This is a genomic window from Enterobacter sp. QK-SA4, from assembly GCF_056856775.1.
In genome coordinates this window covers 276,617-296,927 of record NZ_JBXFXH010000007.1, presented here as the reverse complement: position 1 = coordinate 296,927, position 20,311 = coordinate 276,617, and the positions used below count along the sequence as shown (strand labels likewise).

Below are 20,311 nucleotides of genomic sequence, written 5' to 3'. Positions count from 1 at the left end.
TCAATGTCCTGCAAGCTGATGGAGTGCGGTAATGACGCGGGTTGTGTCGTCATGAGTCATATCCGGGAAAAGAGGGAGAGAACAAATACGCGCGCTATTCCATTCAGAATTCGGGAGCGATACATCAGGAAAACGCTCGCGGTAGTATTTTTGGGTGTGTGCCGCGCGGAAGTGGAGGCCGGTACCGATGCCTTTCTCTTTCAGCGCCGCCATCAGGTTGTCGCGTGAGATCCCGCAGCGCGCTTCGTCAACGCGAATAATAAACAGGTGCCAGGCGTGCACGTGCGGCCATGACGGAATGGTGAGCGGCTGGAACGGCGTATCGGCAAGCTCACGCAGGTAGCGTTCAGCAATTTCCTGGCGACGCCTGTTAGCCTCTTTCAGCTTGCCTAACTGCACCAGCGCCAGCGCGGCGTTGATGTCCGCCAGATTGTATTTATAGCCCGGCGCGATCACTTCCGCCTGCGGCGCGCGGCCGTGCGTCTGGCGGTCATAGGCATCTACGCCCAGGCCATGGAATTTCAGGCTGCGGATCCGCTGTGCCAGCTGGGCATTATCCGTGACGACTAAGCCGCCTTCCGCGCAGGTCATATTTTTAATGGCGTGGAAGGAAAAAATCGCCGTTCCTTTCCAGCCCACATGACGGTTCTTGTAGTACGTTCCGGCGGCATGGGCCGCATCTTCAATAACCGGAATACCGTGACGTTCGCCGATGGCATGAATGGCGTCGATTTCACACGGCGCGCCGGCATAATGAACGGGGATAATGGCTTTGGTACGCGGGGTAATGGCGGCTTCAACGGCTTCTGGCGTCACCATTAATGTATCTTTGTCCACATCAATCATGACCGGCGTGGCACCCAGCAACACGATCATATTCAGCGTGGAGACCCAGGTCTGGGAAGGGGTAATGACTTCATCGCCCGGGCCAATATCCAGCGCCATCAGCGTGACGTGCATACCCGCGGTGGCTGAACAGACGGCAATCGCATGCTGATTCCCGGTAAGCTGACAGAATGCCTCTTCAAGTTCCTGATTCTTTGGCCCGGTGGTGATCCAGCCCGACATCAAAACGTCCTGAAGCGCCGCAATTTCCTCAGCGCCCATCGACGGCCGCGAAAAAGGCAGAAAATCACTCATTATTAATTTCCTTGCAATAAAAATGGCATGTTTTTGATATTAACCAAATGCCAGCCCGTTTATTTCAACGAACCATAAACTTATATCAAAGTAGCTCTCTTTCCTTAGGGAAAAATTAAGACAAGGTATGCAACGTTATAAAACAACTAGCAGCCGTTTGAAAAACAACAAGTTAAATTACGTTTAATTATTTTTAATGTGATCTCCTGCAACATTCTGAAATGAATTGCTTTAAACCAATCCTCAACAAACAAAAAAAATCCCGGCTATTTCATAATAATATGAAATAGCCGGGAACTTTTCTTTTTAGTTAATTGTCGCGCTTATTACAGGTTATCTGGAAAGTTTTTCGGTAATTCACTGGCTGCGCAGGCAATAACGCTTTCATTATTTGCACCGCAGTCGCGTACAAAGGTGATTGTGGCAAATTCATCAATCACTTCGGTTGGATACGCCGGGCCCGCATCGCGATAGCTGTTCATCAGCGGAATATGATCGTTCTGGAAGCAGACGGTTTTTTCCGGGTTGTTCATGACCCAGCGCGGGAAGAAGATGGTGCCGTGGAACAGCTTGTCGCCCAGGTTCACAATCAGGCTGACGTCGGTGCCGGTTGGCTCGGTCCAGGAAATTTTATAGATGCTCTCCCCTACCCGCACGATGTAAGCCTGCTGATCTTTCACCCAACGGTTGGCTACCAGACCGCTGTGAATACGGTAATCAAGCGTGGTCTCATTTTTTACGTAAATCTCGTAGTTCCAGCCGTTATCGTAGGTATATACAAGATGTTTACCAACAAAGCCGCTCAAGTCGTGTTTGTCGAAGGTGTTCATAAAATGTCTCCTTTGTTTTGATGAGAAGATTGTACCCCTTCAAAAAATGAATAAATAACGCTATGTTTTAATTAAATTCATCCAAATTTTAGATAAATCATGCATAAGACGACGCTTGAACAATGGTCTTTACTGGAAAAGGTAGTTGAGGCGGGCAGCTTTGCCAGAGCGGCGGAAGAAACGCACCGCAGCCAGTCCTCGGTGAGCTATAACCTGTCGCTGCTGCAGGAGCGACTCGGCGTGGCGCTCCTGGTCCCGGAGGGGCGACGGGCGGTGTTAACCCCGGCCGGAGAGCTTCTTCTCAACCAGGTTAAACCGCTGCTGAAAGCGTTTTCGTACGTTGAGACGCGCGCAGCGACCCTTCGCAACGGGATGCGCACGCGGTTGGATCTGGTGGTGGACTCCATTTTCCCGCGCCGCCGCCTGTTCGCTATTCTTCGTCAGTTCCAGCAGCAGTATCCGCAGACTCAGGTACGTCTCACCGAGGTGCTGGAAAATACCCGCGCCGACGCCATTAACGACGAAGCCGATGTGATGGTCTTAACCCGCCGCCAGGACATTACCGGACTCGGCGAATGGCTGATGAATATCGACTTTGTTGCCGTGGCCCATTCCCGGCATCCCCTGTTTCACCTCGACGCGCCGCTCAATGATGAGATGCTGCGCCCGTGGCCGCTCATCCAGATTGCGGACAGCCAGCCCGCCGCGCGTGCTGCCGGCGAGTCGTGGACCTTCTCCACCATCGATGCCGCCATAGAGGCCGTCGTCTCTCAGGTCGGCTACGGCTGGCTGCCGGAGGAACGCATCCAGACCCAGCTGGATCAGGGTGTACTAAAACGCCTGCCGCTGAGCCACGGCGCGCGCAGGGCAACGCCGCTACACCTGATTGTTAAGCGTTCCCTCGCCCCGCTTGATGAACAGGTTGAGACGCTATTGCGCCTTTTTAGCCAGGAGCCGTCATCCTCACCTGCTACGCTTTAAGGTCCGAACGTTAAAACGAGAAGGAGCAGATGATGAAAATCGACTTTGCGGGGAAAGTGGCGCTGGTGACCGCCTCAACCGGCGGGATCGGGTTCGCCATTGCCAGAGGTCTGGCAGAAAGCGGTGCGGAAGTGATCGTCAATGGTCGCAGCACGGAATCGGTGAATAAAGGCATTCAGCAGCTCCAGCAGGTGGTGCCGGGCGTGCAGGTGCGCGCCGCGATTGCCGATCTCAGCACGGCGGAAGGGGTCGAGTCGCTTCTGAAGGTGGCGAATGACGTCGATATTCTGGTCAACAACGCCGGGATTTACGGTCCGCAGGATTTCTATGCCACCGACGATGAGACCTGGGAGCGTTACTGGCAGACCAACGTGATGTCCGGCGTGCGTCTGTCCCGCGCCCTGCTGCCGGGTATGGTGCAGAAAGGCTGGGGACGCGTGGTGTTTATCTCCTCCGAGTCGGCCTGCAATATTCCGGCGGATATGATCCACTACGGCGTGACCAAAACGGCGCAGCTCTCGCTGGCGCGCGGGCTGGCGAAGTTCGTGGCGGGGAGCGGCGTGACGGTCAACAGCGTACTGCCGGGCCCGACGATATCTGACGGTTTCGCAGAGATGATGAAAGATGAAATCGAAAAAACCGGCAAATCGCTGGAGCAGCTGGCGAAAGAGTTTGTGATGGCCAACCGCCCCAGCTCGGTTATCCAGCGCGCGGCCACGGTTGAAGAGGTGGCCAATATGGTGATTTATGTCTGTTCGACCCAGGCCTCCGCCACCTCGGGCGCGGCGCTGCGCGTCGACGGTGGCGTCGTGGATGACATCATCTGACGCTGTCAGGCCGCACTGCCTGCGATGCGACGGGCGGTAATGTAGTGTGCCTGCCAGTAATCATCCGTCAGGGTTGAAACCGTTACGCCCTGACTGGTTGAGGCATGAATAAACTGGTTTCCGCCAATATAAACGCCAACGTGCTTGCGGTTCGGGCCCGTCTGGAAGAAGACCAGATCGCCGGCTCTCAGGCGGTATTGCGCCACCTGCACGCCACGATGGATCTGTTCACTCGTCGTGCGCGGCAAATTAAGATGCGCCGCATCGGTGAACAGGTGCTGCATGAGCGCGGAGCAATCTACCCCGCGATGCGTGGTTCCGCCCCACCGGTACTGGGTGCCTTTCCACTTCTGGTATTGATCGAGAATACGCGAGCGCAGCGGGCCTGTTTCCTTATGCACCAGCGCAGATTTCGCCGGTGATGCTGCCAGTTCACTGTTCATCGATAACATCGACGCTGGAAGTTGAAAGCTGAACGCAGAAAACGAAGCAAAACTTAACGTGAGGATTGAAATAAGCGATCTAAGAGTCATATCAAAAAAGAAATAGTGAGTGAGTTTTTCCTTACCTGTGGGGGCCAATGGTTCCCCTAAATATCTTGCGATGTGGCGATAATATAGACAGCTCGTTTTTTCACCAATTGTTATCGAGGCCAAAAATGGACTCACTTTGAGATCGCAAGATCGAGAAAAAATGAGTGGTGATATAAGGACTGTCCAGCTAAAGCAGGTAAACTGATCCGCAGAATGTGTATTTCAGCTAAGACGTATTTATGACCAATATGATTGCCGACGAGACGGTGGCTAAATCCAGCGTGCTCTCTGTCTTTGACTTTGACGGGACATTAACGCACCACGACAGCTTTATTCCTTTCCTGCGTTTTGCCTTCGGTAAACGTTACTTCGCGGGCCGACTGGTGCGCATGGCGCTGCCTACGCTGCACTGCGTGCGTCGCAAGCTGACGCGCGATGAGCTGAAGGAAGTGCTGATTAAAACCTTCCTGACGGGCGTGGATGAACACTGGCTGCGCCAGCAGGCGGAAGCCTTTTGCGAAAAATACTGGAACAAACTGATGCGCCCCGAAGGGGTTCTGGCGGTGGCGGCTGAGGTGAATTCCGGTGCGGAAGTGACCATCTGTTCCGCGTCCCCGGCGCTGGTGCTCCAGCCGTGGGCTGATAAGCTCGGCATTAAGCTAATTGGCACGCAGCTGGAAGTGAAGGACGGCAAGCTGACGGGGCGCATCACGGGCAATAACTGCCGCTGCGCCCAGAAGGTGGCAAGGCTGGAAAAAGTGTATGGCGATCTGAACGCCTATCACCTGCGCGCCTGGGGCGACACCCGCGGCGACCACGAACTGCTGGCGGCGGCGCAGGATCCGCACTGGCGGCACTTCCACCACCCGCGCAAGCGTCGGAATTCACCGATTAAGGGTTAGGTGCGGTCCGGTGCCCTCACCCCGGCCCTCTCCCACAGGGAGAGGGAGAAAACCAAATCACAGGCCCGGTAAGCGAAGCGCCACCGGGCAATGCATCAGGCCTCACGTTTTCCCGGGAACATCACGCTCGCAATAATCCCCAGCGCCAGCACGCCAAGCACCACAAACAGGCTGGCCGTGGCGCCAATGCTGTAACCGTGATGCCAGAAGTGGTCGGTGGCATTTAACCCCAGCTTGAACGCCACGAAGAACAGTAGCAGCACCACGGCTTTCTCGAGGTGCACCAGATACTGCTTCAGCGCTTCCAGCACGAAGTAAAGCGTACGCAGGCCGAGAATGGCGAACATCATGGCGCTGTAGATAATCAGCGGCTCGCGGCTCACGGCAATAATGGCCGGCACGGAGTCAAACGCGAACATGACGTCAGAGAGCTCGACGACGGCCACGCAAAGTAATAGCGGCGTCGCATAGCGCTTCGCCTTCTTCACGCGTCCGACCATCACGTCCTGGTTTTCCGGCTTTTCAAGCTCCGCATCCACCTCTTTCTGCGTCAGAATAAAGGCATTGCTGCTAATTTTTGGCCAGACCGGATAGAAGCGCTTCACCAGACGATAGGCGAGATGACCCGAGTAATCCTCCACTTCGTCGCTCTCTTCATTGCGCCTGAGCATCATCACCGCCGTCCAGCCGACGACCAGCGCGAAAATTACCTCAACGTACGGCCCCAGGCTTAACAGGCTGGTGCCGATAGCCACAAAGATGCCGCGGAAGACAATCGCCCCCAGCACGCCCCAGTAGAGCACGCGGTGACGGTACTTATCCGGCACGCCGAACCAGGCGAAGATCGCCATCATCACGAACAGGTTATCGACGGAGAGCACCTCTTCCAGCGCATAGCCGGTGAGGAACAGGCTCGCCATCTCGGCGCCGTGGTGAACGTACAGGAAACCGGCGAAGGCCATCGCCATCATGACCCAGAAAACGGACCACATCGCCGCGCTTTTCAGCGAGATCGGTTTATCGTGACGGTGCATAAAGAGGTCGATAAACATCGCCCCAACGGCCATCACCACAAAGACAACAACGGTTTCCGTCGGGAAACCGAGATGAGCAGCAGACATACAAAACCCTTTTGGCAGACAAAACACAACACCATGCAAACTGGCGTAAACCAGGAACAGAAAAGGGTGGGCCGTTAATCAGCCTTTTCACCCTCAAAGCCGCAGCCCTGTCGGCTACGTAAAGAGGGGTGTACTTTACCTTACCAGGCGGGGATCGCGCATCTGTCGTTTAGGCGCTCATGCCGCGCAAACGCTGCAGCACCGCCACCAGAACCGCCACGGACCAGCCCACCATCAACGCGCCCACCAGTCCTTCCACCCCGCCGATAAGCCGCCAGTGCTGGGGTAACGTGACGTCGCCGTATCCCACGGTGGCGTAACTGACCAGTGAAAAGTAGAAGCTGGTGTTCCAGTCATTAAACGCATCGATGACAAAATAAAACGCAGCAAACAGCCCGGCCTCAAGGAGATGGGCGAAGATCATGGAGATCACAATACCGACATTGCGTAAAACAATGCGTACCGCAGAATCGACTTCTAATTTGATGAATTTTAAAACGCCAAACATCCATAGCGAATGGATCACCACGGTTAGGGTAAGCAAAATAATAATACTGAGTAGCTGCATGATGCGTGCTCGACCAAAAGGAATATGGCCCCGCTAACGCGGCGGGGCACCTGGTCGAAGCTTAGTTGAATGGAGAGGAAAAGTTGGTGCAATAATTGCGTTGCGTGATTATCTCCCTTGCAGCGTACTCTCTTTGCGGCTGGTTCGGCTGCTGTGAACGATATATCTGAAGCGCACTATCTGTGAGTCACCTCTTATTTACATCATTTAAACCTTCCATTAACTGGATAAAAATAACGCGCCGTCGCTATAGTGGTTTTGTTTAATAAAACTGAGTTGTACCTAATAAAACAAAGAACAAACCCTGCGAGGACACAATGACAGAACATTTACGTAACGGCGCTACCGCCACCGAGGACATAGAAAGAGAGACGATGCGGAAGGTGATCTGGCGTATTCTCCCGTTTCTGATTGTCAGTTACCTGGTCTCCATTATCGATCGCGGGAATATCGGCATGGCTTCGCTGCAGATGAATGAGGACCTTGGCCTCAGCAAAGCGGCGTTTGGCTTCGCCAGCAGTCTTTACTTCGTGGCCTATTTTTTGTTTGAGGTGCCCAGCAACCTGGCCATGCAGAAAGTCGGCGCCCGGCTGTGGATCCCGCGCATTATGATCAGCTGGGGCATCGTTTCCATGTGTATGTCCCTGGTGCAGAACACCACGTCGCTCTATATCGTCCGTTTTCTTCTCGGTGCTGCAGAGGCGGGCTTCTTCCCGGGCGTAGTGCTGTATCTGACCTGGTGGATCCCGTCCCGCTACCGCGCACGCATTATTGCGTCCTTTATGGTCGCCATCCCGCTCGCTAACTTCATCGGTTCCCCGCTTTCCGGATTGATACTGTCACTGGATGGCTGGCTGGGTCTTCGCGGCTGGCACCTGCTGTTCATTATTGAAGGCTTGCCGGCGGTGCTGCTGGGTATTGCGGCCTGGTTTATTCTCCGGGATCGCCCTCATCAGGCGAACTGGCTTAGCAGCGAACAGAAACAATGGCTGGAAACCACGCTGGAAACCGAGCGCAATCAGCAAAAGAGTATCGGGCACCAGACGACGTGGCAGCTGCTGAAGCATCGCCAAATCTGGCTGATGGCGCTGATTTACGCGGGCGCATCTTCCGCGGGCACCACGATCAGCGTCTGGTCTCCTCAACTGCTGAAATCCTTCCATCTCGATAACCTTGAGACAGGTCTGCTTAACGCTATTCCTTACGGTCTGGCATCTGTTCTCATGATTGTATGGGGACGGAATTCCGATCGTACCAACGAACGCCGCTGGCATACCGCACTCACGCTGTTCATGATTGCCGCCGGTGTGTTCGCCGCCTTTGTAAGCGTCTCGCTGTCTGCCACAATCGTTATCCTCAGCATTATGCTGATAGGCGCTTATTCAATGAAAGGGCCTTTCTGGGCGCTGGCATCCGGTTGGATGAGCAGTACCTCAGCGGCGGCGGGACTGGCCGCGATTGGCGCCATCGCAAACCTGATAGGCGGGGCGGTGATGGTAAACGCGTACGGCATTATCAATGAGCGGACGGGCAGCTACACGCTGGCTATGCTTCCGCTGGCCGCGCTGTGCGTGGCCGGGGGTATTGCGGTGCTCATTATGGGGCGGCAGGCCCGCCGCGCTCAGCTACACGAAAAACAGGTCACGCATTAACGATGACAGAAGCGGGACATTTGTCCCGCTTCTGCGTTTAAAGATTTTCTTCCGCCGCGTCGCTCGTTTCACCAAAGAACTGCTGACAGAAGGGCTTACTGGCTCCCATTTTCTGCGAAAGACGGCTTGCAGCCGCCTTCATCAACTGCCCTATCTCCTTCTCACGACGATCTTCCGTCAACCGCGAGATGGGACCGGTCAGGGCTAACGCCGCAACCAGCTTGTCGTGAACGCCGAAGACAGGCATCGCAAACGCAGCGGTATGGGGATCGCGTGCGCCTGACGTGTAGAAAGGGAGTTCAGCGTCTTCCTCCGGCAGGCTTTCATTGAGCCCCCAATGACGCAATACCTTACTGATGGCCGAATTATCGAGCGGGAACTGGCTGCCGGGAAGATTGCTGTGTCGCAGGCCATGCGACGCTTCAGCGCGAAACAGGCAAAGCCGCTGCCCTCCCTCCAGTACATACCAGCTGGCACTCTCCTGAGATGCCAGGGATAAGGCCTGAAGCTCTGGCTGAACCACCCGGGAAAGGTGAAAAGATTGTTCATACAGCTTGCCGAGGTAAAGCAGACGTGGGCCCAGCGCATAATTGCCGTCTTCATGCCTGACGACGTAATTCATCCGTTCAAGAGAATTCATCAAGCGGTAAACCGTGGTTTTGTGATAACCCGACAGCTGTGCCAGCGCGGTCAGCGTCAGGCTCTCATCTCCAGGACGGAAGCAATCCAGTAAAGCCAGCGCTTTTTCAACCGCTACAACGCCTTCATTCCCCATCATTATCTCCTTGTTAGCCCGGCAGTGAGTGTACCTCAAATTTTGTGAGTCACTTCGTGTTTACATCACAAACGCCACCTCGGGTCTGGCTAAAAGGAAAGCAACACCGCTATAGTTGTTTTGTTCTGTACACCTGCATTGTACCCAGTAAAACAATATGGAGGCATTTATGTCCGTTACTGAAAAAAAACCGATTAATCGCCAGTTCGAGCGCGTTTCTGCCGAGGACGTTCGTCGGGCTGCCGAGTATCAGGCAGCTATTCTGGCCGACGTGGCCGGTCGCCGCGGTACGCTTCATGGCCGCATCAAACCGCTGGCCCCACATATGTCCGTTGCGGGTCCGGCCGTCACCGTGGAAGTCCGTCCGGGTGATAATCTGGCGATTCATGCCGCGATGGCGGTGGCGCAGCCCGGTGATGTCCTGGTCGTCGATGGCAAAGGCGACCTGAGCTGCGCGCTGCTTGGGGAAATCATGGCCACTCAGGCTCAGGCGAGCGGCATTGCGGGCATTATTATTGATGGCGCTGTACGTGACGCCGACACCCTGAGCAAAGGTCACTACCCCGTCTTTTCTGCCGGTCTGAACCCCTGCGGCCCGACAAAGTTAATCTCTGGCCGGGTTAATCATCCCATTTCAGTCGCCGGGGCGACGGTTCAGGCCGGGGATCTGGTTGTCGCGGATATCGACGGCGTGGTCGTTATCCCGCGAGATGAGGTTCAGGAGGTTATCGCTCTGGCAAAAGAAAAGCTGGAGATGGAGATCCGGCGCCTTGCCGCCATCCGTGAAGGCGATTTACGTCCACACTGGCTTGATGACGCGCTTCGTAAAGCAGGAATGTTAGCTGACGGGGAGACGCTGTGATGGGGGGCAAAGACGTAGTACTGGTTACCGGTAGCGACCTGGCGGAGCAGGCCATGGTGATGTTGCAGGGCTTTGAGGTAGTGTTTGCGGGCCGTCAGCCCACAGAAGATGACCTGATCGCGCTGTGTAAACGACACAATCCTGTGGCAATCCTGGTACGTTACGGCAGGATCACCGCGAAGGTCATGGATGCCGCCCCGGCTCTGCAGGTCATTTCCAAGCACGGAAGCGGGATCGATGTGATAGACCAGACGGCAGCGGCCGAGCGCAACATCGCCGTCCGCTCTGCGCCTGGCGCAAACGCGGCGGCAGTGGCTGAACATACCTGGGCGCTGATCCTGGCCTGCGCAAAGTCGGTGGTGCCTCTGGACAAGCGGCTGCGAGACGGGCACTGGGATAAGGCGACGCATAAATCCATTGAGCTGGAGGGCTTAACGTTAGGGCTAATTGGGTTGGGTGCTATCGGCTCGCGCGTGGCGACTATTGGTCACGCTTTCGGCATGAAGGTGCTGGCTTACGATCCCTATGCTAAGTCCATGCCTGCCCTGTGCGAACGCGCAGAAACGCTGAACGGACTTCTTTCCCGTTCCGATGTTATCTCTTTGCACTGTCCGCTGACCGATGAGAATCGGGGAATGATCAATAGCCAGACGCTTGCACACTGCAAGCGGAACGCCATTCTGGTCAATACGGCACGCGGCGGACTGATCCACAGTGAATCGTTACTGGCGGCGCTCCGGGATGGCACGCTGCACAGCGCGGCGCTGGACAGCTTTCCCCACGAGCCGCTGACGGCGCCGCACCTCTGGCAGTCCGTAGAAAACGTGGTTATTTCACCGCATATTGGCGGCGTTACCGCAGCGTCATATATCAAGATGGGGACCGTGGCCGCGAGCAATATTCTGGCCGTGACGGACGCAACCACCGTCAGCCCATAAAGCCAACCGTGACGAGTGGCAGCGCGCTTAGGTCACTTGTCCTCTGCTGTGTAGAGACATTAAAGTTGTATCCTTTAACCTGAAAAAGACTTTAAAGTTGTAAAGTTTTAAAAAAACACATACAAAACATGATGCTAAGTGTGTATCACACGCTGTTCCAACATTATGCCTTGATGTTCTTGCAGGAACTGCAATTTACAGGAGGAAAAAGGTGTTTTTGTAGTTATCTGGCGTTACGTGACAGTGTTGGTCAGATACTTCCACCTCTTCAGAGTTAAAGTTTGATATATGGGAAAAAAAACGCTCCCGGACGGGAGCGTAAGCCAGTGACTTCGGCGTCAAATGAGGGTCTAACAAGTGGAGCTGCGGGTTAATTCTGGGTGATCTGACTGCGATGCTTATCAGCCTGCTGCTGGTGAACAACGGAAGACTGACCATTATTCGCCTTCTCATGTACAGCTGCGGCCTTCTCATGCTCGCTCATTTCAGAAAATGACTTTGCTGTTTCGTTGGTAGCTCCGGGTTTAGCTTTCATCATTTTTTTATGCATTTCAGCCATGTCCTGGTGGGCAGCAGAATTGCTGTTTTGCATCATGTCATGGGACATTGCGGCCTGATCGTGACTGCTCATATCCATCATTGTCATGCTGTCTCCCTGAATTGCACTTTTTTCAGCAGATGACTGCATCTGGTGGGCAGGTGCCTGTGCATTATTTACCTGGTCATGCATGTTCATTGTCTCTGCAGCCATGGCAGATGAAGCGGCAGCCATAATGGCAACAAATGATACGAGAATCTTTTTCATGGTTGGGTCTCCGGTGTTTACATACCCAAACAATCAATGGCTTATAACAGAGAAAGCAGTTGATCTCAGGGCGGGTTAATCATCACTCCAGGAACCAGGTGATTGTGTTATCACGCTGCTCCTGATTTATGAATAATTATAAAAAACCGCCTCTGTTTATCGCGTGACTGAATGATGACAATTTTGTCACCTTCCAGGTTTCTCCTGAACAACGGGATTAATCCATTAACAGGCGCACTTTGAACACAATTTCACGCCCCTGCTGTTCTGCTGACAGCTCGCCGCCGTGAGCATGAATGATCGACCTTGTAATTGATAATCCCAGCCCCGCGCCTTCCGTGTTGTAGAACCTTGATGAGTCTGCGCGATAGAACCGGTCAAACAAACGTTCCAGATTAGCGGGAACCTGGCCGGACATCGTATTCGTAATCATCACGTTCACACAGTCACTGTCACGCTCAAGGTGTATCGCTGTACAGGTGTTATCGGGAGAATACTTGATTGCATTGGAAAGCAGGTTACTGAAAGCACGTCGGAGCATATCGCTGTCTCCGGCAACAACGCCCTCTCCTTCAACCGTGATTGTCTTTCCTGTTTCGTCTGCCAGGGGCTCGAACAACTCACGTAATTCATTCAGTTCGGCTGCCAGATCCACATCATGTTTATCCAGCCGCAGCAGACCATGCTCTGAACGTGCCAGAAAAAGCATGTCACTGGTCATTCGTGACAACCTTTTCAGTTCTTCCAGGTTAGCGAATAAAATTTCGCGGTAATGCGAAACATCCCTTTCCTTAGCCAGTGCAAACTGCGTCTGCATCATCAGATTACTGACTGGTGTGCGCAGCTCATGCGCGATGTCAGACGAGAAATCTGACAGTTTCCGGAATGCCCCCTCCAGGCGATCAAACATATTATTGAACTCCTGCATGGTCTCAGAGATTTCCGGCGGAGCCAGATCGGGATTTAGACGCTGATCCAGGCTGTGTACGGTCATGGAGGAAGCCAGACTGGTCATTTCCCGTAGCGGTTTCAGACCAATACGTGTGGTCAGCCAGCCCAGAAAAACAGAAATAAAGACCAGACCGATATTGAACCAGAACAGCCAGGTACTGAGTTTGTCCATAAACAGGGTGTGATACCCAGTATCCGTGGCAACCGTAATGATGACATGTTTGCTTTTACCCTGTTCCGGCGTCACGGCAACCCGCCGCGAGATACTGCGGTACACGGTGTTATTTTCTTCCGTCTGGATCATATAGTCGAGAATATCACCCGACTTATTAAGCAGGACCGCTGGAACAACAGAATTTTTGGCATAGAGTTCAACAATTTTTTCATTTTCCATGTTTTTTATAGAAATGAATAAGCCATTGTGCCCCACCATCGCATCGTTTATTTTTTCTGATAATGACTTAATATCCGTTTTGTTCCTGAACGTCTCTGTTTTAAGAAACTCTTCGGTGAGCTGAAGTTTACCTGTCAGAAAATCGCGGTCCTGATTATCGAAATAGCCATTAAGGGTGCTAATCAGGATAAAACTTGATAACCACCATACCGTAAGCATCACCGCAGAAAAAATCAGGCTCAGGCGTGTGGTCAGGGAAATTTTGAACCTCACTCTTCTCTGATCTCCAGGACATATCCGGCACCGCGAACGGTATGGATCAGTTTTGGCTCAAAGTCATCATCAATTTTACTTCTCAGACGTCTCACGGCGACATCAATCACATTCGTATCACTGTCAAAATTCATGTTCCAGACCAGGGACGAGATAAGACTCCTGGGTAACACTTCTCCGGTGCGTTGCAGCAGCAACTCAAGCAGAACGTATTCTTTACCGGTGAGATGGATCTTCTTCCCCGAACGGATCACGGTCCGGCGCACCATATCAACGGTCATATCGGCGATGGTGCAGACTGTTGCGGCCTGCGAGCGTGCCCGGCGCAGTAGGGTTCTTACACGTGCAACCAGCTCCGTAAAATCAAAGGGCTTAATCAGGTAGTCATCTGCGCCAAGCTCCAGTCCTTTCACTTTGTCCCGCACGTTGTCCTTTGCGGTTAAAAACAGGACCGGTTCTTCGTGCCCGGACTCCCTCAGTGCGCTGATGATTTGCCACCCGTCGAGGAAAGGCAGCATCACGTCCAGTATTATCAAATCATACTGTCCCTTCGACGCGGCCCCGAGACCATCGCGGCCATTATTAAAGAGATCGGCCTGATAGCCTTCCTCAACCAGTCCCTGCTGCAGGTAACGACCTGTTTTTTGTTCGTCTTCAACGATTAAAATACGCTGCATGGTCAACTCGCTGATATGAAAGTAAAAATCTCACGCATGAGCTTTGGCTGTCCCCTAGCTGACCTGAGACGGAGCAAGCATTCCGAGCCACGCTACGGCGCCCAGAATGATAATCGCAACAACGAATTCTGTCAGGATGCTGTTTCGCATCAGGGCAACGCTGCGATCATAATTCCCTTCCCTGACCATAACTTCAAGCCGGGGACCCAGGTGAAACCGGTTTGCTGCAGCCAGAAGAAGCATCAGAACAAACAGAGCCGTCTTGGCAAGCAATATCCTCCCCCAGGAACTGTTGAATAAGGGAGTTAAGTTACCCTCAGCAATATACAGATAGTTGACCAGCGCACTCAGGATCAGGGCTACAACAATCACCGTTCCTGCCGTGGCAAATTTTGCCAGGGAGTCAGATATCACAATGACGCTCTGTGCATTATGCTCGTTTCTGCGCATCAGCAGGATAGCAAATGCAACCAGAGCACCTGTCCAGGCACCTGCAGCGCCGAGATGGGTCAGATCGCTCAGTAAATGGAGATAGTAATGCAGACCGTCATGCATAACGGCGTGTCCTCCCCAGGCAAGTGTAGCCAGCGCCACGCCCCCACTCATCGTCATCAGCAGGCAGGACAATACTCTCTTATTAGTGTAAAGGAACAAAGCACCGAGTGTGGTAAACAGGGCACAGAGCCTGACAATCCAGCTAATACCCACATCAGTTTCTTCTATCACCATCTCGATAACATGGATGGATAATTCTCTGAGGTCAGTTACTCCACTCATGGCATTAGATACCAGGAGCATATTAATGCCAGTAAGAATGATGCCTGTAACAACAGCAAAAGTTATAAACGACCTGAAATTAGTCAGGTTATAGGTTTCATGTCTGACACCGCTTATTCCATATATCTGAAAAAATGGCAATCCAAATATTACCATCAAATCCAGATAAAGAAGAAAACGAATAACAATCATAATCAGGTCGTTCATAATATTACTTCACTGTAAAGGTGTAATTACCGGTAATAGGGTGCGTATCTGAAGAAACCGCGCGCCAGTCAACACGATAAGTGCCAGCGGGTAAAGGCTCTCGCGGAATAATGACCATCGATTTAGGGTCAGCGCCTGGCGCCACTTTTGCCGCGACCGGCATCGGAGAATGTGATGACATGCCTTTCATACCCGTCATCGTTAATTTTGCACCTGAGAATTTCACGGTCAGATTTTCCGAGAAATTAAGCTGAATCTTTTCCGGGGCCGCTACGGCTGAATCAGCCTGTGGCACAGAGCTTTTTAATTCCGGATGGGCCATAGCAGAGAAAGCAACGCCCATAACGAGGCCACCTGTAAGAATGGCTTTATTTAAAATCGACATTTTATTTACCTGTTTAGTTGAGTGTTTTATATCAGTGCGTTAAAACCAGATTCTGGCTCCCGCCAGGAATACTACCTGATGGTCTTTCTCACCTTCTCTTTTCGCCATATCGGATGTTTTCCCGTAAAGTTGATTCCAGGAAACGCCTATATAGGGTGCAAACTCACGGCGTATTTCATAGCGCAGCCGGAGCCCCAGCTCTGTGTCAGTCAGTCCCCTGCCGCGACCCCGCGATTCATCATCCTGACTGTAGAAATTCACCTCATAGGATGGCTGGAGTATGAGCCGGTTAGTCAGTAAAACGTCGTATTCTCCTCCCAGACGAAGGGCTGCTTTTCCGCCATTACTGACAAAACCCGTAATTTCAGACTCAAAATTATAGAGTGCCAGCCCCTGAAAACCGACAGCAGCCCAGGTCCGGGCAGAAGCAGGTCTGAAATCCTGCCTGACACCCGCAACCAAATCCCACCATGGGCCAACCGCATGTCCCCAGAGTAACTGCGCTTCAGCCGCCTCCGTTTCCCCATTGCTTCGTTCACCTTCACTCTTTAGCCAAATCCGATCTGTGTCGCCTCCAATCCAGCTGTTAACACTCCAGCTGAAATTGTTGGTGTTATCCGACCGTTGCCATTCCAGTTGATCCAGCAGAACCAGATAATTAATCGCACTGTCGTGAATCGCATGCCCCTGTAAATTGCCGAATGCAGCCTTCCGGTCGGCATCGGTAACAGGCGGAATTGGCGTTCTGCTCTCAGTTACAATGGGCTCCATTGACGTCATCTCAGTGAAATTCTCATCTGCTGGCATCTGCATGGCAGACATGTCGTGCCCGGCGTGGGGATCTGCAGAGACGGAGCCCGCCGCAATAGAAAGCTGTGAGGTAAACAAACCGGCGACCAGAACAGGTATGGCCTTCAAATTTCTCTTCATTCGCATCATTCCTCCACCCGGACTTCACGAAACATTCCCATTTCCATGTGATAGAGCAAATGGCAGTGATACGCCCAGCGGCCAAGCGCATCTGCTGTCACTCTGTAACTGCGTTTTGTACCAGGGGGAACATCTATTGTGTGTTTACGAACCATGAAATTACCGTTTTCATCTTCCAGATCGCTCCACATACCATGCAGGTGAATGGGGTGAGTCATCATGGTATCGTTGATCAGCGTGATCCTGAGCCGCTCACCGTATTTCAGCAGCACCGGTGCGGCATCTGAAAACTTGATTCCGTTAAATGACCAGGCAAACTTTTCCATGTGGCCGGTTAAATGCAGTTCTATGGTACGGCCAGGTTCACGTCCGTCAGGATCCTCAAAGCGGCTTTTCAAATCCGCGTACGTGAGAACCTTTCTTCCGTTATTTCGAAGACCAATACCCGGATCATTTAATTTCGGAGAGACGCTCATCGCCTGCATATCAACCAGTGGGTTATCCGTTTCTGACGCAGGATGACTTTGCATACCCGGCATTCCGGCCATCCGGGAATGATCCATACCGGCCATGCTGCTGTGATCCATGGGCGCGGAGGATGTCCCGCTATCCGGAAGGTCAGCACCGTCCATAGACATCATCTCTCCGCTGTTATCCATGCCTCCCATCTGGCTGTGGTCCATTCCTGCCATATCATGTCCCATTCCCCCCATACCCATATCTTCCATGGTCAACAGAGGACGGGGATCGAGGGGGGGAACGGCAGCACTTAACCCCTCTCTCGTGGCCAGTGTCCCTCGAGCGTAACCGGTCCTGTCCATGGATTGTGCGAAGATGGTATAGGCCTCACCCTGAGGCTCCACAATGACATCATAGGTTTCGGCAACGGCAATCCTGAATTCGTCAACGGTAACCGGGTTTACATACTGGCCATCTGCAGCCACGACCGTCATTTTCAGCCCGGGGATACGGATATCGAAATAGGTCATTGCCGAGCCGTTGATAAACCGTAAGCGTATCTTTTCACCGGGACGGAACAGTCCGGTCCAGTTTTTCAGCGGGGCCTGCCCGTTCATGAGATAGGTGTAGGTGTAGCCACTGACATCCGCGAGGTCAGTCGGATTCATTTTCATTTCAGCCCACATTTTCCGATCGGCAATGGTGGCTGACAGCCCCCTGGTATTCACGTCGCGGAAAAAAGAGCCAACGGTTGGTTTATTGAAATTGTAGTAATCCGACTGTTTTTTTAATTTTTTCAGCAGGCTGTGAGGATTTTCATCGGTCCAGTCAGACAACATGACCACATGCTCACGATCGTAAGTAAACGGTTCTGGCTCCCCGGCATCGATGATAATGGCACCGTATACCCCCTCCTGTTCCTGCAGACCGGAATGGCTGTGGTACCAGTAAGTCCCGTTCTGCTTAACCTTAAAGGTGTAAACGTAGGTATCATCAGGCTCTATGCCCATAAAACTCAGCCCCGGAACACCATCCATATTGGCCGGAAGAATAATGCCGTGCCAGTGAATGGACGTCTGTTCATTAAGACGGTTTTTGACCTTCAGGGTAATGGTGTCACCTTCTTTCCAGCGAAGAACGGGCCCCGGCAGGCCTCCATTGATTGTTTTGGCCTGACGCTCACTGCCCGTGATATTGACGGCCGTTTCACCAATGGTCAGGTCAAACTGAGTACCCTGCAGGGATGCGGCAACTGGCAGGCTCAGACTGGAACGCGCATTGAAACTCCATACGCCAAGACTTCCGGCTACGCCAGAGAGGGTTAACCCCTTCAGGAAAGTTCGTCGAGACGTTTTCAACAGCATGCGCATTCCCTTATTTAAAGTATGGTTACTGACAGAATTCGAGAACCGATTTAAATTAAATTACTGGTTCATCCACTTACAATGAAATGAATCTAGCACACCTTAAGAAACAAATTCATTACAATCGTGTAATGTACATAGCTGTATTACATTTACGTCATCTTCCCCACAGGTTGATTATTTTTATATATGATCATAAGGACATCTTTTATGTACCTCAGAAGGTAATTACACATGAATATATTAATCACGACCACTGCGTTTACAGCTTTATTTTGTGGGGCAGCTTTTGCTCAGTCCAGTGATATTGCCCATGAAGCACATCGATTTGTTAATAATGCCTCAGCCGTCAGTCATGTGAATTCCTCGACGCATGAAAACTTACCGGACAGGGTTAATAAAAACAACACGCCCTCATTCTCTGAAATGAATGAACATGAAAGGGCCATTGTTGCTCATTCATTTATGAACAACAGCGCGTCCTATGCGCATCAGAAAATGATTGAGGAACATAAAAAAATGCTGTCCGGCAGTGATGCAAATTCAAAGACCTCGTCTTCTTCTTTTAACGAACTGAATGCCGGAGAAAAAGCCGCTCTCGTGCATGAGCAGGTCAATAATGCCGGTGCGGAAGCACATCAGACGCAGGCAAGAAAGCTTCGCGGGCTGTATTCGACCAGGTAACTGCAGGCGGGTTAGTGCTTAGCGTCAGGTGCGCAGCAGGGCTTTACTGACGGGTTACGTAGCAGGACATGAGCCCCATATTGCTCTGCCGTAACCTGTTTCAGTCCCGTTAATCATCACCGTCGGGCTGGTCATACAGTTCCCAGAGCTTCAGGAGCAAACGGGAAACAAGATATGTTACAAAAATGACGACCATCAACGGTGCTCCCGATTAACTGACAGATGACACGCCTCCTGAAAACCCCTAGCATACGCCGCAGTGTTCATGCTAACGGCGAATTCCAGTAAATGTATTCTACCGATGTCGTAAAAGAAAATGCCTACCTTTCAGCCACCCGCTCGGGGCTGGAATCGAACGAGATCGCTACTCTTCAGCGCTCCTTGCCTTCCCGGTTTAATCTGCGGCATTTGAAAAAAAATGAATCATTAAAACTCGTACTGCAAAAGAAAGCGGGAAAATCACGTGTCGTGGCCTATAAATTTACGTCCGGTTCATTTAATTACACGGCGTATCGTATATCAGATAAAAAGTTCTATAACCTTTCCGATACTTCCGGGAAAGGCAGTCTCGATTATCCGTTACCGGCCACAGCAAGACTCAGTTCGCCTTTCAATCCTGCAAGACTTAACCCGGTATCGGGAAAAGTGAGTCCCCATAATGGCATTGATTATTCCATGCCCATGAACACGAAAATAGTCAGCGTCATCGACGGAAAAATCACCCGGGCCGAATACAACAGTACCATGGGATATTTTGTTGAAGTAACGGGAAAAGCCGGTGTTAAAACTCGCTATCTCCACCTCAATAAAATACTCGTTACTAAAGGGGCCAGGGTTACACGGGGAGGTGCTATTGCGTTATCCGGTAACAGCGGACGTTCATCCGGTCCTCATCTGCATTACGAGCTGGTCATCAATAACAACCCTGTTAACTCTCTGGCGTTCCGGGCAGCGGCACCCGCTGATAACAAACTCGAACAGCATGCCTTTGCGCATGCCAGAGACTACGAACGATACCTGGACTGATAACGGGACCGCGACGCGGCCCCGTCTGCCGGATTAATTTTTTTTATCGTTTTCACTTCCGTGATGTTGATGATCTCCATGCCCTCCGTGGCCGTGGAAAAGATGCATTAGCGGGCAGACCAGCAATAACAGATATGGCCAGTAACCTGCCACATGTGACCAGTGTTCGCGCAGGAGGGCAAATGCCGCGATCGCGGCGACAGCAATAAGCGCATAGGTGGTACTTTTCATACTGGACTCCTTCTGTTCG

At 52.3% G+C, this 20,311-nt stretch carries 22 protein-coding genes; 8 read left to right on the top strand and 14 right to left on the bottom strand.

Annotated elements, in window-relative coordinates; genetic code table 11:
* Entirely contained in the window at positions 1-1,140 is a 1,140-nt protein-coding gene (arnB, locus tag AC1VYI_RS02865; protein ID WP_023309541.1) for a UDP-4-amino-4-deoxy-L-arabinose aminotransferase, read from the bottom strand.
* Positions 1,141-1,466: 326 nt separating this feature from the next.
* Positions 1,467-1,970 (bottom strand): phenolic acid decarboxylase, encoded by a 504-nt coding sequence (locus AC1VYI_RS02860; RefSeq protein WP_008503103.1) that lies wholly within the window; start codon positions 1,968-1,970, stop codon positions 1,467-1,469.
* A 99-nt stretch (positions 1,971-2,069) separates the two neighbouring features.
* Here AC1VYI_RS02860 and AC1VYI_RS02855 point away from each other — a divergent pair, with 99 nt between their 5' ends.
* Together AC1VYI_RS02855 and AC1VYI_RS02850 are read left to right on the top strand one after the other, a co-directional pair.
* Complete coding sequence (locus AC1VYI_RS02855; RefSeq protein ID WP_023309542.1) at positions 2,070-2,951, top strand: LysR family transcriptional regulator; 882 nt, start codon at positions 2,070-2,072, stop codon at positions 2,949-2,951.
* A 32-nt stretch (positions 2,952-2,983) separates the two neighbouring features.
* A complete protein-coding gene (locus AC1VYI_RS02850) occupies positions 2,984-3,778 on the top strand; it encodes an SDR family NAD(P)-dependent oxidoreductase (RefSeq protein WP_134867413.1) in 795 nt (264 codons plus the stop codon).
* 5 nt (positions 3,779-3,783) lie between these two features.
* Here AC1VYI_RS02850 and AC1VYI_RS02845 read toward each other — a convergent pair whose 3' ends face one another.
* Complete coding sequence (locus AC1VYI_RS02845) at positions 3,784-4,311, bottom strand: NlpC/P60 family protein (protein WP_045355931.1); 528 nt, start codon at positions 4,309-4,311, stop codon at positions 3,784-3,786.
* Positions 4,312-4,550: 239 nt separating this feature from the next.
* On the opposite strand from AC1VYI_RS02845, the gene AC1VYI_RS02840 reads away from it, so the two are divergent.
* Positions 4,551-5,213: an HAD family hydrolase gene (locus tag AC1VYI_RS02840; protein ID WP_014885577.1), complete on the top strand. Its 663-nt coding sequence runs from the start codon at positions 4,551-4,553 to the stop codon at positions 5,211-5,213.
* 95 nt (positions 5,214-5,308) lie between these two features.
* Here AC1VYI_RS02840 and AC1VYI_RS02835 read toward each other — a convergent pair whose 3' ends face one another.
* Both AC1VYI_RS02835 and AC1VYI_RS02830 read right to left on the bottom strand, forming a co-directional pair.
* Positions 5,309-6,334: a TerC/Alx family metal homeostasis membrane protein gene (locus AC1VYI_RS02835; RefSeq protein WP_023309545.1), complete on the bottom strand. Its 1,026-nt coding sequence runs from the start codon at positions 6,332-6,334 to the stop codon at positions 5,309-5,311.
* Between the two features lie 169 nt (positions 6,335-6,503).
* Positions 6,504-6,902 (bottom strand): potassium channel family protein, encoded by a 399-nt coding sequence (locus AC1VYI_RS02830; RefSeq protein WP_023309546.1) that lies wholly within the window; start codon positions 6,900-6,902, stop codon positions 6,504-6,506.
* A 317-nt stretch (positions 6,903-7,219) separates the two neighbouring features.
* On the opposite strand from AC1VYI_RS02830, the gene AC1VYI_RS02825 reads away from it, so the two are divergent.
* On the top strand, positions 7,220-8,554 hold the full coding sequence (locus AC1VYI_RS02825; RefSeq protein ID WP_059445654.1) for an MFS transporter: 1,335 nt from the start codon (positions 7,220-7,222) through the stop codon (positions 8,552-8,554).
* Between the two features lie 37 nt (positions 8,555-8,591).
* Here AC1VYI_RS02825 and AC1VYI_RS02820 read toward each other — a convergent pair whose 3' ends face one another.
* Complete coding sequence (locus tag AC1VYI_RS02820) at positions 8,592-9,329, bottom strand: IclR family transcriptional regulator (RefSeq protein WP_023309548.1); 738 nt, start codon at positions 9,327-9,329, stop codon at positions 8,592-8,594.
* 169 nt (positions 9,330-9,498) lie between these two features.
* Between AC1VYI_RS02820 and AC1VYI_RS02815 the strand changes: the two genes are divergently transcribed.
* Positions 9,499-10,191: an RraA family protein gene (locus tag AC1VYI_RS02815; protein ID WP_134867053.1), complete on the top strand. Its 693-nt coding sequence runs from the start codon at positions 9,499-9,501 to the stop codon at positions 10,189-10,191.
* Positions 10,191-11,129 (top strand): NAD(P)-dependent oxidoreductase, encoded by a 939-nt coding sequence (locus AC1VYI_RS02810; RefSeq protein ID WP_134867412.1) that lies wholly within the window; start codon positions 10,191-10,193, stop codon positions 11,127-11,129. The genes AC1VYI_RS02815 and AC1VYI_RS02810 overlap by 1 nt, the downstream gene beginning before the upstream one ends.
* 370 nt (positions 11,130-11,499) lie before the next feature.
* Here AC1VYI_RS02810 and pcoE read toward each other — a convergent pair whose 3' ends face one another.
* The 7 genes from pcoE to pcoA form a co-directional block, all read right to left on the bottom strand.
* Positions 11,500-11,934 carry a copper resistance system metallochaperone PcoE gene (pcoE, locus tag AC1VYI_RS02805; protein ID WP_000723069.1) on the bottom strand — a complete coding sequence of 145 codons (435 nt, stop codon included), beginning with the start codon at positions 11,932-11,934 and terminating at the stop codon, positions 11,500-11,502.
* Positions 11,935-12,151: 217 nt separating this feature from the next.
* The gene (gene pcoS / locus AC1VYI_RS02800; RefSeq protein ID WP_001211180.1) at positions 12,152-13,552 is read right to left on the bottom strand and encodes a copper resistance membrane spanning protein PcoS; all 1,401 of its coding nucleotides are present in this window, start codon (positions 13,550-13,552) and stop codon (positions 12,152-12,154) included.
* Complete coding sequence (gene pcoR, locus AC1VYI_RS02795) at positions 13,549-14,229, bottom strand: copper response regulator transcription factor PcoR (RefSeq protein WP_001188930.1); 681 nt, start codon at positions 14,227-14,229, stop codon at positions 13,549-13,551. Before pcoR ends, pcoS begins: the two co-directional genes overlap by 4 nt.
* Positions 14,230-14,283: 54 nt before the next feature.
* Positions 14,284-15,162, bottom strand: a complete 879-nt coding sequence (gene pcoD / locus AC1VYI_RS02790) for a copper resistance inner membrane protein PcoD (protein ID WP_229692861.1) — start codon at positions 15,160-15,162, stop codon at positions 14,284-14,286.
* 55 nt (positions 15,163-15,217) lie between these two features.
* Positions 15,218-15,598, bottom strand: a complete 381-nt coding sequence (gene pcoC, locus AC1VYI_RS02785) for a copper resistance system metallochaperone PcoC (RefSeq protein ID WP_000025662.1) — start codon at positions 15,596-15,598, stop codon at positions 15,218-15,220.
* A gap of 39 nt (positions 15,599-15,637) precedes the next feature.
* Positions 15,638-16,528, bottom strand: coding sequence for a copper resistance outer membrane transporter PcoB (gene pcoB, locus AC1VYI_RS02780; protein ID WP_001378118.1), 891 nt, complete (start codon positions 16,526-16,528; stop codon positions 15,638-15,640).
* Between the two features lie 5 nt (positions 16,529-16,533).
* A complete protein-coding gene (pcoA, locus tag AC1VYI_RS02775; protein WP_000925240.1) occupies positions 16,534-18,351 on the bottom strand; it encodes a multicopper oxidase PcoA in 1,818 nt (605 codons plus the stop codon).
* Between the two features lie 234 nt (positions 18,352-18,585).
* Here pcoA and AC1VYI_RS02770 point away from each other — a divergent pair, with 234 nt between their 5' ends.
* A complete protein-coding gene (locus tag AC1VYI_RS02770) occupies positions 18,586-19,035 on the top strand; it encodes a copper resistance protein (protein WP_001023257.1) in 450 nt (149 codons plus the stop codon).
* 288 nt (positions 19,036-19,323) lie between these two features.
* Entirely contained in the window at positions 19,324-20,061 is a 738-nt protein-coding gene (locus tag AC1VYI_RS02765; RefSeq protein ID WP_000287501.1) for a peptidoglycan DD-metalloendopeptidase family protein, read from the top strand.
* Between the two features lie 33 nt (positions 20,062-20,094).
* Here AC1VYI_RS02765 and AC1VYI_RS02760 read toward each other — a convergent pair whose 3' ends face one another.
* Entirely contained in the window at positions 20,095-20,292 is a 198-nt protein-coding gene (locus AC1VYI_RS02760; RefSeq protein ID WP_000843494.1) for a DUF2933 domain-containing protein, read from the bottom strand.
* Between the last annotated feature and the right edge of the window lie 19 nt (positions 20,293-20,311).